This is a genomic window from Candidatus Spyradosoma sp. SGI.093, assembly GCF_050314555.1.
In the GTDB taxonomy this organism is placed as follows: Bacteria; Verrucomicrobiota; Verrucomicrobiia; order Opitutales; family UBA953; genus Spyradosoma.
In genome coordinates this window covers 176512-193315 of the sequence record NZ_JBNPNH010000002.1, presented here as the reverse complement: position 1 = coordinate 193315, position 16804 = coordinate 176512, and the positions used below count along the sequence as shown (strand labels likewise).

Genomic DNA, 16804 nt, shown 5'->3' with positions numbered 1-16804 from the left:
CTCGCTCGCGCCTCACGACCTTCTTCCGCGCTTGACAAGCGCCGCGAAAAGCGAGATTTTCTCGCCTATCGTGCATTTCAAATTCCACAGCCGACTTAGCCTTGAGCTTCTGCTTCTCCCCGCGGGGGAGTGAGCTTTTTTTCGTGCGGACTCGGCGCCGCCTTTCGCCGAAGACCTGCGGGAGCGTTCCCGCGAATCTCCAAAAAAAATCCCGACGCGCGGCGTTCCCGCAAGGCGTCAGAAAATTCCGAAAACCTTTCAAAGAAAAATCAATGCAACACGAAAAAATCACGAAGTACGCGCCGTTTCCGGCGGTTGAACTGAAGAACCGCCGCTGGCCCGACAACAAGATAACCAAGGCACCGATCTGGTGCAGCGTCGATCTGCGCGACGGCAATCAGGCGCTCGCGATTCCGATGAACGTCGAGGAGAAGATCGAAATGTTCAAGATGCTCTGCGACATCGGCTTCAAGGAAATCGAAATCGGCTTTCCGTCCGCGTCGGACACCGAGTTCGCGTTCGCGCGCACGCTCGTCGAAAAGAATCTCATTCCCGACGACGTCACGGTGCAGGTGCTCGTGCAGTGCCGCGAACACCTGATCCGCCGCACGTTCGAGGCGCTGCGCGGCATGAAGCGGGCGATCGTGCACATCTACAATTCGACGTCGCCGCTGCAGCGCCGCGTCACTTTCGGGAATGCTTCGAAAGAACAGATCCGTCAGATCGCGATCGACGGCGCGACGCTCGTCAAGTCGCTCCTGCCCGAAGCCGCGGGAACGAAGATCCGCCTCGAATACTCGCCCGAAAGCTTCTCCGACACGGAAGTCGATTTCGCGCTCGAGTGCTGCAGGGCGGTCATGGACGTCTGGGGACCGACGCCGGAGGATCCGATCATTCTGAACCTACCGGAAACCGTGCAGTGGACGACGCCGAACGTTTACGCGGACATGATTGAGGCCTTCATCAACGGGCTCGAAAACCGCGACGCCGTCATCGTCTCCCTGCACACGCACAACGACCGCGGCACGGGCGTCGCCGCGACCGAGCTCGGGCTGATGGCGGGCGCGGACCGCGTCGAAGGCACGCTCTTCGGCAACGGCGAACGCACGGGCAATCTCGACGTCGTCACCGTCGCGCTGAACATGTACACGCAGGGCATCGAATCCGGTCTGCGCTTCGACGACCTGCCCGCGATCCGCGAAGTCTACGAGCGCTGCACGCGCATGACCGTTCCCGAGCGCCATCCGTACGCGGGCGACCTCGTCTTCACGGCGTTCAGCGGTTCGCACCAGGACGCCATCAAGAAAGGCATGGATCTGCGCCGCGCCGCGGGCCCGGACTCGCCCTGGCGCGTGCCGTATCTGACGATCGACCCGTCCGACGTCGGCGCGAACTACGAGGCGATCATCCGCATCAATTCCCAGAGCGGCAAGGGCGGCATCGCCTACATTCTCGGCCGCGATTTCGGAATCGATCTGCCGAAGCTCATGCATCCCGTCGTCGGCGAAGTCATCGGCGGCATCGCCGACAAGCTCGGCCGCGAGCTCTCGCCGAAGGAGATCAACGACGCGTTCATGGCGAACTTCGTCAACGTCTCCGAGCCGCTCGCGCTCAAGGTCTTCGAAAGCGTTTCGGAAACGAAGCCGCTCGTCTCCTGCCGCGCGAAGGTCGTCTATCTGGGCGCCGAGCACGAGATTTCCGGCAGCGGCAACGGTCCGATCAACGCGTTCGTGAAGGCGATTCACTCGCAGGGCTGGAAGAACTTCACGCTGCGCGACTACCGCTCGCACGCGATCGGCACGGGCTCGGCGACGGAATCCGCCGCCTACGTTTCGATTTCGCGCGACAGCGACGGCAAGGTCTTCTGGGGCTGCGGCATCGACACGAACATCGAGCTCGCGGGCCTGCTCGCGCTCGTCTCCGCGTTCAACCGTTCCCGCCGCATCTGACGGGAACGCCGCCAGCGGACGAAAAAACGCCTCGGGAATTTCCGGGGCGTTTTTCGTTTTCGCGGCGCGCGTTCCCGCGCCTTCAGCCTTCCGCGCGGCAGAGCTTCCGCAGGAGGCGATAAAGCGTTTCGAGGTGCGGCATCGGGACGCCGCGCGCGTTCCCGCGGCGGAGCGGCTCGCCCCAGATGGACTCGATTTCCACGGGCTTTTTCGCGCGGAAGTCGAGCAGGCTCGACGGCAGATAGGCGCCGCATTTCACGGTGACGTCGAGCTGTTTCTGCAGGTGCGCGTCGGGGATTTCGACGCCGTTCGCGCGCGCCGCGCTCTGCAGCTCGCGCATCAGCGCCCAGGAAAGCTCCACGAGATCGGGCGAGGCGACGAGCTCGGCGCAGTCGATGTTCCCGCCCGCGATGCAGAGCCCGTTGAAGGGCACGTTCCAGCAGAGCTTTTTCCAGAGCGTGTCGTCGAGCGAATCCTTCGCCTCCGCGGCGAGGCCGGCGGCGGAGAAGAGCGCGGCGAGCTCGCGCGTGCGTTCCCGCGCCGGGCCGACGGATTCCGCGAGCCAGAGCAGCGTGCGCCCGGACGTGCGCACGACGCCCGGTGCCGTGCGGTTGATCGTCGCGTAGCACACGCCGCCGAGGACGTTTTCCGCGCCGAAGAGCCCGCCGAGCCGCTCCGTGTTCCCGAGCCCGTTCTGCACCGTGAGCACGCGCGTTCCCGCGCCGACGAGCGGCGAGACGAGCTCCGCGTAGCGCGCGTTCGCCGTCGTCTTGAGCGCGATGAACACGAGCTCGCACGGCCCGATTTCTTCCGGAGACCGGTGCCCGCTCACGCGCACGCGCGAGACGTTCCCGCGGTCGTGAATCTCGAAGCCGCGCTCGCGCACGACGTCGTAGTCGCCGCGAAGCAGGAAGCGGACGTCGTGTCCGGCCTGCGCGAGCTTCACTCCGTAAAACGCGCCGATGGCTCCGGCGCCGACAATTGCGATTTTCATGAGAGGAAGAATTGAAGGTTTTTCTTCGAAGCGGCTCCGCGCGCGTCATTTTTTCTCCGCGGGCGGGGCGAAGGGCGTTCCCGCGCGGAAACGGACGTCGGAGAGCGTCGCGCGCGCGATCCACGCCGCGCCGAGGTCGCCGAAGACGATTTTGTCGCGGTGCGCGGAAAAACGCGCGTCGCCGCTCAGCGCCTCGCCGACGAGGACGTCGCCGAGCCACACGTAAAAGCCGCCCGGCACGCCGGCGCGCGCGTTCCCGTCGAGCCACGCGACGCGAAGCGCGGCGGCGGTCTTCGTCGTCGAAAAGGAATTGTGCTCCTTGTCGCCGAGCACGTCCGCGCCGTAGAGCAGCGCGTCGTTCCAGAAGACGCCTTCCTCGCGCACGGAAAGCGCTCCCGCCTCCGCGCCGTTGCCGACGATCACGCCGAGTGCGTTGTCCGCGCGCGCGGTCGCGTCGAGCTTCGCGGTGAAGGCGAGCGTGAACTCGCGCGCCTTGCCGCTTTTGTTCCACGTCCGGGAAAGCGTGCTTTCGCCGTCGCCGGAGGCGAAGACCGCGCGGTCGCCGTTCGCCGTGACTCCCGCGCCCTTGCAGGAAAATTTTCCCGAGGCGAGATTTTCCGCGGAGGCCGAAAGCTCGGCGTTCCCGCGGCGCACCAGCCCCGCGCTGCGCTGCGGCAGCCCGAGCGCGCGCGCGGCGTTGCCGGCGACGATCAGCTCGCCCTGCCGGTTCGGATGCGCGCCGCGCGCCGTGTCGATCATCGCGCCGCTTTCCGCGTAGAAGCCGTCGGAAACGCGGTCGAGCGTGACCTTCGACGACGCCGTGCTCCACTTGCGGACGACGCCGCGCAGGTGCTCGTTGTAGGGAATGTAATTGTTTTTTCCCAACGTTCCCGTGCCGTTGTCCCTGCCGGTCGGGAGCAGCTCGAAGACGTGGACGCGGATTTTCGGGTTGTGCTTCTGGTACGCCTTCACGATGCCGTGCACGTGCTCGGCGATCGCGGCGTCGCCCTCGCGCGCGTCGTAGAGGTCGTTGATGCCGATGAGGACGCAGAGCGTGTCCGGCCTGCGCGCGCCGTAGCGGGAACGGTAGGTTTCGCCGACGTATTTTTTGCGCGTCGCGCCGTCGAAAAATTCGTCCGCCGTTCCCGTGAAGGGATTTTTCTGCCCGAGCTTGATCGTCACGGGACCGCGGTTTTCCGGCGGGAACGCGGAGCCGGGATCGGCGCGGAATTTCCCGTCCGCCGCGTGCCCGGCGTACTGGTAGGCGCGCGCGCTCGCGGCGGCTTCGGAGACGTTCGTGAACGCGACGCCGCGATACGGCGGGCAAAGCGCGGAGACGTCCGTGTTCCCGCGCGCGCCGAGCGTCGTGCCCATCGGGAAAAATTCCTCGCCGGCGTCCACGAAATGCTTGAACAGCGCGTAACGCCAACTCGCCACGGGACCGGCGAGATAGGAGCCGCCCTGCGTGATGGAGTCGCCGACGAAGACGATGTCGCGCGCGTCCGCCGACGGCGGGAACGCGACTGAAAGCGCGAGCGCCGCGACGCCCGCGGCGAATGACGGGAATTTTTCGAGCATGGTAAATCTTTGAACGATGCCTGAACAATAACGGATAACGTCGCGCGGGAAAATTGAAATTTATCCGCGAGGAACGGGACGCGGGAAGGGCACGAAGAAAAACCGCGAAGTCAAAGGAAGTTAAAGAAAGTTTTTTTTGGGGGGGGGGTGAAGCGGCATTCCTGCCGCTTCACCGAAAATCTCCCGCACAAACTTCTTTCCCGCCAAGACCCAAAGGCGCAAAGATTTTACTGGAAGTCTCAGAAGTCCTCTTTTGGGGAAGCGATCTTTCCTGTCGCTTCACCGAAATCCGCAGGTACAAACTTTTAGCACAGAGCGCACGGAGAAACACAGTGGAACGGAGGTCTGCGGGAACGCAAAGGAGGGTAAGCGTCTCGCTTGCCCTCCGGAATCCGCCCGCACGACCTTTCCTCTAAGCTTTTAGCGGAGATTCGCGGGAACGCTTTTGGTGGCGAAGGCATTCCTGCCTTCGTTCCCGCGGCGTGCGATTCCCAGAGGACGCATTTTCGCCGCGCGGCGGACGCATATTTCCAAGCCCCGACGGGGCGAGATTGCCCAGCGTAGGGTTTCAACCCTACGTAAACGGACAAAACACGAATGCGTCCTGTAGGGACGCGATTGCCGGCGAAAACGCTCACGCCCCACGACGAAGACGTGGACGTCTTCGCCCCCAGGCGTGCGTTCTGCGAATAAGTCGCCGCGGGGGCGCGGATTCGGCGGCGTCGGCGGGCGCGAAACGCCCGTTTTTCGCTTTGGAGTTGAAAACCGTTTTTTTTTTGCAAAATCGGACGAGCTCGAAAACGGGGCGCTTTTGTCGCGGGAACGCGGTTGTTTCCGCGGCGCTCCGGACTTGGACAAGAAAAAGGTTTCATCATGTGCAGACAAAATTTTACGGACGCGGATTTGCAGAAGTTCATCCCCGCCGGAACCGAATTGAGAACTCATCTCGATCAGGAAATCCACCACATCATCAAGATCGAATATTTCCTTAAAATGCTTGCGTGTCGTTCGCTCTACTTGCGGCGCGTGACGAAGTGGGATGATCCTTACGATTCCGCGATTCTGAAATGCCCGGTGAAGGTAAACGGAATGGTCATGGAATTGAGCGAGAACGTCAAAAGTATCTACGGGCAGTGTTGGACGGCTCGCGAGAGCGAGTGCGACGGCCTGTGGAGAGTCTATTCCGACAATCGAAAAGCCGCGACGGTGCGCCTGACGACGACGGTTCGGAATTTACTTGAGGCGCTTCTGGATTCGTCGGCCCACGAGAAAGGATTCAAGGACTTCGCAATCGGAAAGGTGGAGTACAGGGAGCAGAGCGAAATCGAAGAAAATATGATTTTCAGACCGATAAAATTGGGCAACGCCGTCGGGTGGGGAGAAGCGCTTCTGCTACTGAAGCGAAAAGAGTTCTCTTATGAAGACGAAGTCCGACTGATTCATTTGGGGAAGCCGGAGAAAGAAGAGACGGTAAATTGCCGAAAGACGGGGATTTACCCGATCGAGATGCCTTGGGAATGGTCGAAGATTCTCTCCCGCGTTCAATTTTCGCCGTGGATGTGTACCTGCCTGAAAGACTGTCTGCGAAAGAAGTTATGCGAAGAATTCGGTTTTCAAAAAGAGCAGGTCGTGGATTCGAAGCTTTACGAACCGTTGACGAAGCTGATTCCCGTGAAGAGTTCTTCACAGGAGGTGGAAGAAGAAAACAAAGAAGCGGAAAAGCGTAATGCTGAGAACTCTGAAGAGGTGAAAAAATATCAGGATACGATGAACAACGATCAGCCGGAGGCGGTAAAGGATTCCGAGCCCAAATTGTCAAATGATGAAGCGGACGACATTTTGAACCGGAAGGACCGCAAAAATGAAAACTAAAATCGCGCTGATTCTGATGGCGCTCGCGTGCGCGTTCGCCGCCGTTCCCGCGTATGCGGAATATACTCCGGAGCAGATCCGCGAGTGGCGCGCGGCGGCGAATCGCGGCGAGGCTTGGGCGCAGTGGAAGCTCGGCATTTGCTACTACAACGGGAACGGCATTGAGAAGGACTTACGCGAGGCGGTGCGCTGGTGGCGCAAGGCCGCGGAGCAGGGAGATGAGCAAGCGCAGTCCAACCTCGGCCTTTGCTACGAATTCGGGAATGGTGTTGAGAAGGACTTACGCGAGGCGGTGAGTTGGTACCGCAAGGCCGCGGAGCAGGGAGATGAGCAAGCGCAGTGCAACCTCGGCGTCTGCTACTACAACGGGAACGGCATTGAGAAGGACTTGCGCGAGGCGGTGCGCTGGTGGCGCAAGGCCGCGGAGCAGGGAGATGAGCAAGCGCAGTCCAACCTCGGCCTTTGCTACGAATTCGGGAATGGTGTTGAGAAGGACTTACGCGAGGCGGTGAGTTGGTACCGCAAGGCCGCGGAGCAGGGAGATGAGCAAGCGCAGTGCAACCTCGGCGTCTGCTACGCCAACGGGGACGGTGTTGAGAAGGACTTACGCGAGGCGGTGCGCTGGTACCGAAAATCCGCGGATCAGGGATATGCGCGAGCGCAGTGCAACCTCGGCGTCTGCTACGCCAACGGGGACGGTGTTGAGAAGGACTTACGCGAGGCGGTGCGCTGGTACCGAAAATCCGCGGATCAGGGATATGCGCGAGCGCAGTGCAGCCTCGGCTTCTGCTACGATAACGGGAACGGCGTGGAGAAGGATTTACGCGAGGCGGTGCGCTGGTACCGCAAGGCCGCGGAGCAGGGATATGCGGCAGCGCAGTTCAACCTCGGCGTTTGCTACGACAACGGGGACGGTGTTGAGAAGGACTTACGCGAGGCGGTGCGCTGGTACCGCAAGGCCGCGGAGCAGGGACATGCGACCGCGCAGTACAACCTCGGCATCTGCTACGCCAACGGGAAAGGCGTCGAGAAGGACTTGCGCGAGTCTGTGCGCTGGTACCGCAAATCCGCGGAGCAGGGAGATTCCGACGCGCAGGACAATCTCGGGGACGCCTATCGCAACGGCTGGGGCGTTTCCGCCGATGCGGCGGAGGCGTTTTCGTGGTACCGCAAATCCGCGGATCAGGGCAACAAGTGGGGGCAGTTTCATCTCGGCGAATGCTACGCGAAAGGGCTCGGCGTGAAGGCGAACCGCGACGAGGCGCGTCGGCTGTTCTCGCTTGCGGCGGCGCAGGGCTTGGACGAGGCGAAGCGGGCTCTGGACGGCGTGGACTTTTTCGTTCCCGAGCGCGCGGGAACGCGCGGCTCCGTTTTCGTGTGCGTGGTGGCGAACGAGGATTACTCGGACGCGGGCGCGGACAAGGTGCCGCACGCGGTGAACGACGGGAAGGTTTTCGCGGAATACGCGCGGAAGACGCTCGGCGTTCCCGCGCGGAACGTGCACGTGGCGACGGACGCGACGCGCGGGCAGATGCGCCGCGCCGTGCGCTGGCTCGAAAACGCCGTGCGCGCGTATCCCGACGCGGAGGTGGTGTTTTACTACGCCGGGCACGGCGTTCCCGTGGTGAAGGGCGACCGCGTCGCGAAGAAGTGTCTGCTGCCGACGGACGTTCCCGCGGAGGACGCGGAGCTCGACGCGGTGGACCTGGACGAGCTCCTGGCGAGGCTGAGCAGGCTCGGGGCGAAGCAGGTGACGGTGTTTCTGGACGCGTGCTTCAGCGGGACGCTCGACAAGGGCGGTCGCGGCGTGCGGATGAAGGCGGGCCCGACGGAGGCGCGCGGGAACATGGCGGTGTTCGCGGCGGCGAGCGGGGACGAGACGGCGCTCCCGCTGGACGCCGAGCGGCACGGGCTGTTCACGTACTGTCTGCTGAAGAAGCTGCAGGACACGAAGGGCGAGGTGACGTGGGGCGAGCTTGGCGAGCACCTGAAGCGGCGTGTGCCGCAGCTCGCGCACGAGCACGGTCTCTCGGGCACGCAGACGCCGACGGTGAGCACGAGCGGCGGCTTCGATCTCGACCGCAGGCTCACGGAGTGAGGGCGCGGCGGGGCAAAATTTTTTTCACTGAAACCCATCAAAAAAAACGAAGGACAAGACATCATGAAGACGAAACACGAAAGACATTGGAAACGGCTGTTGGTCGGCGCGGCGTGCGCGGCGGCGGCGTTGGCGGTCGCGGGCTGCGCGAGCGCGCCGCAGGCGGCGAGCTCGTCGGAATACCAGCCGGACAAACCGCTGCCGGTCGAGATTCTCGAGCCGTTCGAGGAATTTCTGCGGGACACCAAGGACGTGTTCCGCGCCCGCGCGAGCGCCGAGGCGATGAGCGCCCAGGCCGCGCAGAAGGCGGCGGAAATCAACGCGAAGGTTTCGCTCGCGGGAAAAATCAAGACGACGATCGACTCGATGGCGATCACCGACGTGGAAAACGGCCAGGCGGACACGAGCATCACGACGACGATGAATTTCCGCGAGCGTGCGAAGGCGATGGTCGAGCAGACGCTTTACGGAGTGAGCGTGGTCGGCCAGAAGACTTATCGCGATCCGAGCGACGGGCGCTACATCGTCTATGTGGCGATCGAGCTGGACCGCAAGAACGCGGCGGAATCGGTCGCGCGCGCGGCGAAGCTTTCGCCCGCGGAAAAGCAGGCGCTGCTGACGGGCTTCGAGAAATTCGACGAAGCCGCGGCGCAGGAAGCGAAGTAAAGGGGAGACGACGGGGCGAGCCGCGGGGAGCGGGCGTCTTCTTCTTCGGGAGGCGCGGCTTCCCCGGCCCGCCGATTTTCGCATGAAGACGCGATTTCAGAAGGGCGCGGCGCGGGGCGTTTTCGCGGCGCTGTGCGTTGCGGCGTGCGTTCCCGCGTTCGCGGAGGCGGAGCCGGCGGGAGACGTCGCGACCGTGCGCGTGCGCGGCGAGCACCGGCTGACGCTGGACTCGGAGGAGTCTCCGAAAGAGGCGCTTTTCGGCGCGCGCAACGATGCGCGGCGGCGGGCGATCCGCGAGGTGCTCGGCGAGCGCGTGGCGTCGTGGGAGACGCTGTTCACGCACGACGCGGGGCAGGTCTATTCCGGCACGGTGCTGACGAGCGCGGTGGGCGTGGTGCGCGACGTGCGGGAGCTGCGGCGCGGCTGGGAGCCGTCGGCGGACGGCGTCGGGACGACGGTTTTTTACGAGGCGGAAATCGCGGTGGAGCGGACGGCGGAGGAGGCGGATCCGGAGTTCACGGCGGAGATCCGCGGCGGGAAGAGCCGCTACGTCCACGGCGAGGAGGCGACGTTCGCGGTGACGGCGTCGCGCGAGGCGTTTCTGACGGTGCTTTGGCTGAACCAGGATTTCCAGGCGGACGCGGTGTGCTCGGAGAAGCGGCTCGCGGCGGGCGAAGCGGCGAAGCTGGAGATGATTTTCGAAATCGCGTCGGCGCGGGCGAAAAAGGAGGCGGGAACGCTGTTTTTCGTGCTGACGAAACGGCCGCGGGCGTTTCTGCGTGCGGGCGAGGCGCCAGCGGATCTGGAGCGGAATCTCGAGCGCGTGGAGGCGTGGCTGGCGGCGATCCCGCTGCGGGAACGCTTCATCTACGCGGTGCCGTTCGTCATCGAACGGGAGCGGCGAAACTGAGCCCGCCCGGCGCGACGCGCCCTTTCTGGGCGTGAGTAAGGGCGGATTTCGAGGGCAAGCGGGACGCTTACCCTCCTTTGCGTTCCCGCGTATTTCCGTTTCTTCGTTCCTCTGTGTCAAAAGAAGAGCTTAAAGCTTAAAGGGGAAGTTTGTGCGGGCGGATTTCGAGGAAGCGGCTAGAAAGCCGCCTCTCCCCTAAAACTTTTCTTTAATATAAAAATATAAGCGCTCACTGCCCATTATCCGTTATCCGTCATCAACTATCCGTTATCCGCTTCCGTTATTTTTTCTTTTTGTCTGGGGACCAGACGAGGCCTTCGACAGGCGCGGAGCCGTCCGGCGAGACCGGCGCGAAGGTGAACATCCATTTCAGCAGGCGCACCTGCGGAATCGAGAAATTTCCGACCGGCAGCTTGATCAGCACCTTGTTCCAGCCCTGTTTCAGGTTGACGGCGAGCGGCGGGCGCACTTCGAAGTTTTCGTTCGCGAGCGGCGTCTCCTGGCTTTTCGCCTTGTGCGCGTTTTCCCAGCGCGGCGGGCGGATTTCCTTGCCGTTCAGCCAGAAGCGGCTGCCGCAGTAGTCCCATTCGCCCTGCGGAGGCGGCAGATCCGGCTCGGACGCCGCGTATTTGTGCGTCTGCGCCCAGAGCCCGATTTTCTGCGCCTTGGGCGACCAGATCCACGTTCCCGCGTAAACGGTGGAATTCGGACGCGGGTTTTCCAGAAACGCGGCGACCGTGCCCAGGCCGCCCTTGCCCCAGACGTGGCGCAGATAGACGCCGGCGCCGCGGGCGTCGCGCGCCGCGACCTTGCCGCCGTCGAACGCGTATTCCTTCGGGAACGCCGCGGCGTCGTTCAGCCGCGTTTCGGGCGGGAACGCCTTGGCGAGGTCGCCGCCGTTCGGGAACGCGTCCGTGACGCGCCAGAGCATTTCGCTCTGCGGCACCCACGGCATCGCCTTGCCCTGCTCGCGCTTCACGGGAAGCATGCGCCGCTCGAAGTCGCGGAACTCGGCGAGCTTTTCGCCCGAAAGCGGAATGACCGTGCCCGGGCCGTCGTGAAAATACTTGTCGCGCCCGCCGCGCCAGGCGGATTCCGCGAACGCGAGCATCGCCGGGTAAAACGCGTTGTGCGCGAGCACCGCGTCCGTGCCGCCGACGATCGCGCGGTCGCACCAGATCGCGGCGACGCCGCCCGCGATCGTGCCGTCCGCCTCCGGCTTTTCGCCGAAATTGGAGAAGAACACCGCCACGGGATCGGCGAACGAATCGAAGTGGTTGAGGTAGTGCAGGCGGCAGTCCAGCGAGGGCGTTCCCGCGAGCGGGCGGCCGCGGCCGCTCCACATCTGCACGAGGTCGATTTCGCCCGATTTGTAGTGCGCGCCCGGGTTCCACGTCGCGACCTTCTTGCCGCGCTCGCGGACGAAGGCGACCATCTCCGGCACGAAGTTCGGGTTCGAGATCCGCACTTCGTCCGTGCCGATGTGCAGCCACGGGACGCTTTTCGACGGGAACGCTTCGCGGATCGCCTCGTCCGTCAGCGTCTTGATGATCTTCGTGCCCTTTTCGCTCTGCATGTCGCAGCCGAACGCGCGCTCGAACGCCTTGGCGTGGCCGGGCATGTCGATTTCCGGAATCAGCGTCACGCCGAGCCCGTCGCAGAAGCGCGCGAGCTCCTGCGCCTCTCTGAACGTGTAGAACTTTCCCGCGTCGCGCGTGTAGGTCTCCTTGGCGTTGAGCTTCGGGAACGCCTTGCTTTCGAGGCGCCAGCCCTGATTTTCGGTGATGTGCCAGTGGAAGACGTTGATCTTGTAGTCCGCGAGAAAGGCGATGATCTTCTTCAGGTCCGCGACGGGGAAATAGCTGCGCCCGCAGTCCATCATGAAGCCGCGCATCGGGTACGCCGGCCAGTCGAGAATCTCGCACGCGGGCACGCCGCGCGTCGGGTCGGCGCGCTTCACGAGCTGCTTCAGCGTCTTGCGCGCGTTGAGCTCGCCCGCCGCGGAGACGGCTTCGATGCTCGCGCCGGCGGAGCCCACGCGCAGCAGGTAGGCCTCGTTCAGCGCGTGCTCGGGGACGCCTTTGAGCGTCTTCACGCGCTTCACGGAAACGCGCTTTTCCAGATCCCGCGCGGGAACGTAAGCGCCCGCGCGCTCCTTGAAGCGCTGCGGCAGCGGAATGATTTCGCACGCGGCGGACGCGGAGACCGCGACGGCGCAGAACGCGACGACGGCGAGGAAAAACGGACGAAGGGCGGGGAAGCGGCGACGATGTTTCATTTGTCCCGCAAATATGCCCCGCGCGCGTTCCCGCCGCAACCCCGAATGCCGCGCGGAGCCGCTTCCCGAAAAAGATTCATTTTCGCGCGGGAACGTGCTTTAATTTCGCATCATGGAAAACCCCGAAATTGTTGAAGCAGGCAAACACGTTCTGAAGGCCGAAGCCGACGCGCTGCGCGTCATGGAGGCCGGTCTCGACGAAAACTTCGCCAAGGCGGTAGAAATCCTCTACGCGAGCGACCGCAAGGTCGTCATCTCCGGCGTCGGCAAGTCCGGTCTCATCGGGCAGAAGATCGTCGCGACGCTGTGCTCCACGGGCACGCCGGCGATTTTCCTGCACAGCGCGGACGCCGTCCACGGCGACTTGGGCATCTGCCTGCCGGGCGATCCCGTCGTGCTGATCTCCAAGAGCGGGACGACGGCGGAGACCGTGCGTCTGCTGCCGATTCTTCAGCGCATGGGCGCGAAGATCATCGCCATCGTCGCGAACAGGAATTCGCCGCTGGCGGAGCAGGCGGACGTCGTTCTCGACATCGGCGTGAAGAGCGAGGCCGATCCGCTCGGCATCGTGCCGACCACGAGCACGACGCTCACGCTCGCGATGGGCGACGCGCTCGCCGCCGCGCTCATGCTCAAACGCCGCTTCGGCGAAAAGGATTTCGCGAAATTTCATCCGGCGGGCCAGCTCGGCCGCAACCTGCTGCTGACCGTCCGCGACGTGATGCGCCCGCAGGGAAAAATCGCCGTCGTTTCCGCGGAGACGACGATCCGCGACACCGTCATCGCCATGACCGAATTTCCGAACGGCGCGGCGTGCGTGACGGACGGCGCGGGAGAGCTCGTCGGCATCATCACGGACGGCGACCTGCGCCGCGCGCTCCACAAATACGAGAATCTCGGCGGCATCACGGCGGGCGAAATCATGGTCAAGAATCCGATCTGCGCGTTCGCGGGCATGAGCCTCGGCGACGCCGCGCGCGTGATGGAAGACCGCCCGTCGCAGATTTCCGTGCTTCCCGTGCTGGACGCGCCCGGCGGAAAACTCGTCGGCGTGCTGCGCATCCACGACGTCTATCAGGCGAATCTCGTCTGACGTTCCCGCGTCATGCCTTTCGCGTCTTTCCGGAAATTCGGCGGGCGCGCTCCCGCCGAGCCGATTCCGCGCCGCCAGAAATGCGTCGCCTCCGCCGCGGCGGCGACGCTGCTTTGGGCGACGTGGGCGCTGACGGCTTCGACGCCCGCCACGCTGCTCGTCGCGACGGCGCTTTCGGCGCTGACTTTCGCGCTGCTTTTCGTTCCCGTCGGCGGCGAGGATTCCGCGGCTTCCGCGAAGCTCAACCTGTCGCGCCTGCTGCGGTTTCCGCTTTTCTGGATCGGCGTCCTGCTTTGGCTCTACATCGTCGCGCAGGGCTGCGTGCCGGGGCTTTCCGTCATCTGGAAGGAGACGTCCTGGAGCCTGAAGCTCGTCCCGGACGCGCCGCAGTGGTTCCCGACGGGCATCGACGCGCCTTTCGGCTTCGAGACGAGCATCGGCGGGAACGCCTGGCGCGAGCTCTGCCATTTCGGGAGCGCGTGGCTGCTGCTCTGCGCGCTCTGGTGCGGCGTGCGTTCCCGCCGTCTGTGGAAGGCGCTGCTGTGGGCGTTCGCGCTCAACGCGCTTGTGCTCGCCGGCTTCGGGCTTTATCGGCTCGCCATGGGGACGGGCGCGTCGTATCTCGGCGTGAAGGGCTTTCAGTTCTTTTCCGCGTTTTCCTACAAGAATCACGCGGGCGCGTTCTTCACGCTCGCGATCGCGGTCTGCGCCGGGCTCGGTCTGCGGCAGTGGCGCGAGGCCGCCCGCGAGTGCCGCCGCGGCGGACCGCATCTGATTCTGCTCGTCTTCGGACTGATTTTTCTGGGAACGGTCTTCGCGACGAAGTCGGTCGGCGGCGTCTTTCTCGCCGTGTGCTGGCTGCCGCTCGCGCTCGTTCTCGTCGCGTTTTCCGGGCTGATGAGCCGCGACGCGTGGATTCCCTTCGGCGTCTTTCTGCTGATGCTGCTCGGCGTCGCGGGAACGTGGTGGGCGACGGCGGACACGTCCGTGTTCTTCTCCCGAGTCGATCAGAAAGTGGCCGTCGGCGAGCTGCCCGACGTCGAGGGCGCCGTCGCGCGCGAGGAAAATCCCTTCGAGACCTTCTCTCTGGACAAGGGTTCCCGCGCGGAGCTGCGTCGGCTTTCCGCGAAAATGTATCGACAAAACACTCACACGGAAATTTTCGGCTGGGGCGCGGGCGCGTACCGCTGGGTCGCTCCCGTGTTTCAGCTTTCGATGGACGAGTTCACGCGCGTCGACCGCCGCACGGGAAAGAAGCGTCTGATTTCGCGCACGGAATACGCGCACTGCGATCCCTGGCATTTTCTCGTGGAATGGGGCGCCGTCGGCGGCGGAATCTTCTTCGCGGGCGTCGCGTGGTTTTTCGGATGGGCGCTGCTGAACGTGCGCCGCTGGCGCGCGTCCTCCGTCGCGCTGCTGGCGGGAACGCTGATCTTCTGCGCGCACGCCTGCGTGGAGTTCGTCTCGTTCAACCTCGCGTTGCTTTTCTCCGTCGCGTTCCTCGCCGCCGCCTTCCGCGCCGACCTCCGCCGCGACGGGGACGGGCGTTCCCGATGAAAAATTCTTTCCGGCGTCTTCAGAAAAGGCGCGGGACGGCGGCGAGGAGCGTCTTCGCGTAGTCGCTTTTAGGCGAGCGGAAGACTTCGGACGGCGTGCCGCGCTCGACGATTTCGCCGCGGCGCATGACGAGGATTTCGTCCGAAACGTCGCCGACGACGGCGAGATCGTGCGCGATGAAGAGAAACGCCACGCCGAGCGTCGCCTGAATTTCCTTCAGCAGGGCGATGATCTGCGCCTGCACGGAGACGTCCAGCGCGGAGACGGGTTCGTCGCAGACGACGAGATCCGCCTCCGTCGCGAGCGCGCGCGCGATGGCGATGCGCTGGCGCTGGCCGCCGGAAAATTCGTGGGGAAAGCGCGAGCCGACGTCCGCGGAAAGCCCGACGCGCTCCAGCAGCTCCGCGACGCGTTCCCGCCGCGCGTCCTTGCGCATTTCGGGAAAGCAGATTTCGAGCGGCTCGGAGAGGATTTCGGCGATTGTCCGCCGCGGATTCAGCGATGCGTAGGGATTCTGGAAAACCATCTGCACGCGTCGGCGCAGCGGGAGCGGCATGCGCGCGCCGAAGCCGGAAACGTCCGTCTCGCCGTAAAAGACGCGTCCGGACGCGAGCGGCTGCAGGCGCATGATCGCGCGCGAAAGCGTGGATTTTCCGCAGCCGCTTTCGCCGACGACGCCGAGCGTCCTGCCGCGCCCGACGGAAAAGGAGACGTCGTTCACGGCGCGGAATTTTTCGCGGGAACGCCCGCCGAAAAGGCGCGTTCCCGTCCCGCGCCGCTCGAATTCGACGACGAGATTTTCGACGCGCAGCACGGGAACGCTCATCGTCTTTCCTTCAGAAACGGACGCCCGCCTGAATCGAAAGCTGGACGGCGGGATCGACGGTGAAATGCGCGTCCCGCTTGTGCCCGCCTTCCCAGTAGCGGTAATCGCTCCAGAGAATCGTCGTCAGCCCGGCGGTGACGAAGAAGTTTTTGCCGATGTTGCGCCGCGCGGTCAGCGCGAACGGCGCGCTCTGCGTGTACCAGCATTCGCCGTCGCCGACGGTGATGCAGTCGGTCGAGTACGCGACGCCGACGCGCAGGAGCCATTCGTTCTTCCCGCCGACGTCCCAGGTGAGGTCGACGCCGTTGCCGACGCGCAGGTTGAGTTCCCGCGTCGGCGAGTAGTCGAAGAGAACCATCGGCACGAGCGTCCAGCGTTCGCGGTGGCGCGAATAGGAGACGATCAGCCCGGCGCAGATCGATTCCGTGCGCGAGAAATACTGCTTGAGCCCGACGCCGAAGAGCCCGTGCGCGCCGTGCCCCGTCGCCGTCGTGTCCGAGGAGATCAGCGCGCCGGAGGCGAGGAAGGCGAGCGAGCGCCCGTTTTCCTTGTCGAAGACGTACTCGCTCCAGTCGAAGAACTTGAACGAGTCCACGTGCGAGAACGGTTCGCCGAGCGCGCTCGGCGTTCCCGAAAAATCGTAGTCCGTGCGCCGGAAATCGAAGTTGGTGACGGAGATGAATTTTTCCTCCTTCGAGATGAAGTCCCACGCCACGCCGGAGCCGTAGGCGGTCGCGGAAAGCCTGCCGCCGCGGTTGATCGAGGCGGGGAAGCGGTGCGAGACGTACGCGTAGAACGGCATCACGGAATTCGTGCCGTTCATGATCGCCGTGCGCGCGGGGGAGTAGAGATTCTCCCACCACGCCATCGGGTTGGAATCGCCGAGAACGCTCAGGTTGTCTTCGGCGAGCGCCGCCGGCGTTCCCGCGAGGGCGAGAAGCGCCGCGGCGCGCAGTCCGCTCGAAAACCTTTTCATCGAAGAA

The 16804-nt window shown here is 64.2% G+C and carries 12 protein-coding genes; 7 read left to right on the top strand and 5 right to left on the bottom strand.

Annotated elements, in window-relative coordinates; translation table 11 throughout:
• The first annotated feature begins 272 nt into the window (after positions 1-272).
• Positions 273-1949, top strand: a complete 1677-nt coding sequence (gene leuA / locus ACQREB_RS02920; protein WP_427765082.1) for a 2-isopropylmalate synthase — start codon at positions 273-275, stop codon at positions 1947-1949.
• An 82-nt stretch (positions 1950-2031) separates the two neighbouring features.
• Here leuA and ACQREB_RS02915 read toward each other — a convergent pair whose 3' ends face one another.
• Both ACQREB_RS02915 and ACQREB_RS02910 read right to left on the bottom strand, forming a co-directional pair.
• On the bottom strand, positions 2032-2943 hold the full coding sequence (locus tag ACQREB_RS02915; protein ID WP_427765079.1) for a 2-dehydropantoate 2-reductase: 912 nt from the start codon (positions 2941-2943) through the stop codon (positions 2032-2034).
• A gap of 45 nt (positions 2944-2988) precedes the next feature.
• Positions 2989-4521, bottom strand: coding sequence for an SGNH/GDSL hydrolase family protein (locus ACQREB_RS02910; protein WP_427765077.1), 1533 nt, complete (start codon positions 4519-4521; stop codon positions 2989-2991).
• A gap of 873 nt (positions 4522-5394) precedes the next feature.
• Between ACQREB_RS02910 and ACQREB_RS02905 the strand changes: the two genes are divergently transcribed.
• From ACQREB_RS02905 to ACQREB_RS02890, 4 genes are all read left to right on the top strand, one after another.
• Positions 5395-6393 carry a hypothetical protein gene (locus tag ACQREB_RS02905; protein WP_427765074.1) on the top strand — a complete coding sequence of 333 codons (999 nt, stop codon included), beginning with the start codon at positions 5395-5397 and terminating at the stop codon, positions 6391-6393.
• Positions 6383-8491, top strand: coding sequence for a caspase family protein (locus ACQREB_RS02900; RefSeq protein ID WP_427765072.1), 2109 nt, complete (start codon positions 6383-6385; stop codon positions 8489-8491). The genes ACQREB_RS02905 and ACQREB_RS02900 overlap by 11 nt, the downstream gene beginning before the upstream one ends.
• A gap of 63 nt (positions 8492-8554) precedes the next feature.
• Positions 8555-9157: a hypothetical protein gene (locus tag ACQREB_RS02895; protein ID WP_427765070.1), complete on the top strand. Its 603-nt coding sequence runs from the start codon at positions 8555-8557 to the stop codon at positions 9155-9157.
• Positions 9158-9239: 82 nt separating this feature from the next.
• On the top strand, positions 9240-10067 hold the full coding sequence (locus ACQREB_RS02890) for a hypothetical protein (RefSeq protein WP_427765067.1): 828 nt from the start codon (positions 9240-9242) through the stop codon (positions 10065-10067).
• Positions 10068-10347: 280 nt separating this feature from the next.
• On the opposite strand, the gene ACQREB_RS02885 is transcribed toward ACQREB_RS02890, so the two are convergent.
• Entirely contained in the window at positions 10348-12345 is a 1998-nt protein-coding gene (locus ACQREB_RS02885) for a family 20 glycosylhydrolase (RefSeq protein WP_427765065.1), read from the bottom strand.
• A 112-nt stretch (positions 12346-12457) separates the two neighbouring features.
• On the opposite strand from ACQREB_RS02885, the gene ACQREB_RS02880 reads away from it, so the two are divergent.
• Both ACQREB_RS02880 and ACQREB_RS02875 read left to right on the top strand, forming a co-directional pair.
• On the top strand, positions 12458-13438 hold the full coding sequence (locus ACQREB_RS02880) for a KpsF/GutQ family sugar-phosphate isomerase (RefSeq protein ID WP_427765063.1): 981 nt from the start codon (positions 12458-12460) through the stop codon (positions 13436-13438).
• A gap of 12 nt (positions 13439-13450) precedes the next feature.
• Positions 13451-14995 (top strand): O-antigen ligase family protein, encoded by a 1545-nt coding sequence (locus ACQREB_RS02875; RefSeq protein ID WP_427765060.1) that lies wholly within the window; start codon positions 13451-13453, stop codon positions 14993-14995.
• A 19-nt stretch (positions 14996-15014) separates the two neighbouring features.
• Here ACQREB_RS02875 and ACQREB_RS02870 read toward each other — a convergent pair whose 3' ends face one another.
• On the bottom strand, positions 15015-15821 hold the full coding sequence (locus ACQREB_RS02870; protein ID WP_427765057.1) for an ATP-binding cassette domain-containing protein: 807 nt from the start codon (positions 15819-15821) through the stop codon (positions 15015-15017).
• A gap of 10 nt (positions 15822-15831) precedes the next feature.
• Positions 15832-16797 (bottom strand): hypothetical protein, encoded by a 966-nt coding sequence (locus tag ACQREB_RS02865; protein ID WP_427765055.1) that lies wholly within the window; start codon positions 16795-16797, stop codon positions 15832-15834.
• Between the last annotated feature and the right edge of the window lie 7 nt (positions 16798-16804).

Bases quoted from the DNA above. Each gene is read 5' to 3' on its own strand.
- leuA (WP_427765082.1), top strand. From the start codon at position 273: ATGCAACACGAAAAAATCACGAAGTACGCGCCGTTTCCGGCGGTTGAA.
- ACQREB_RS02915 (WP_427765079.1), bottom strand. From the start codon at position 2,943: ATGAAAATCGCAATTGTCGGCGCCGGAGCCATCGGCGCGTTTTACGGA.
- ACQREB_RS02910 (WP_427765077.1), bottom strand. From the start codon at position 4,521: ATGCTCGAAAAATTCCCGTCATTCGCCGCGGGCGTCGCGGCGCTCGCG.
- ACQREB_RS02905 (WP_427765074.1), top strand. From the start codon at position 5,395: ATGTGCAGACAAAATTTTACGGACGCGGATTTGCAGAAGTTCATCCCC.
- ACQREB_RS02900 (WP_427765072.1), top strand. From the start codon at position 6,383: ATGAAAACTAAAATCGCGCTGATTCTGATGGCGCTCGCGTGCGCGTTC.
- ACQREB_RS02895 (WP_427765070.1), top strand. From the start codon at position 8,555: ATGAAGACGAAACACGAAAGACATTGGAAACGGCTGTTGGTCGGCGCG.
- ACQREB_RS02890 (WP_427765067.1), top strand. From the start codon at position 9,240: ATGAAGACGCGATTTCAGAAGGGCGCGGCGCGGGGCGTTTTCGCGGCG.
- ACQREB_RS02885 (WP_427765065.1), bottom strand. From the start codon at position 12,345: ATGAAACATCGTCGCCGCTTCCCCGCCCTTCGTCCGTTTTTCCTCGCC.
- ACQREB_RS02880 (WP_427765063.1), top strand. From the start codon at position 12,458: ATGGAAAACCCCGAAATTGTTGAAGCAGGCAAACACGTTCTGAAGGCC.
- ACQREB_RS02875 (WP_427765060.1), top strand. From the start codon at position 13,451: ATGCCTTTCGCGTCTTTCCGGAAATTCGGCGGGCGCGCTCCCGCCGAG.
- ACQREB_RS02870 (WP_427765057.1), bottom strand. From the start codon at position 15,821: ATGAGCGTTCCCGTGCTGCGCGTCGAAAATCTCGTCGTCGAATTCGAG.
- ACQREB_RS02865 (WP_427765055.1), bottom strand. From the start codon at position 16,797: ATGAAAAGGTTTTCGAGCGGACTGCGCGCCGCGGCGCTTCTCGCCCTC.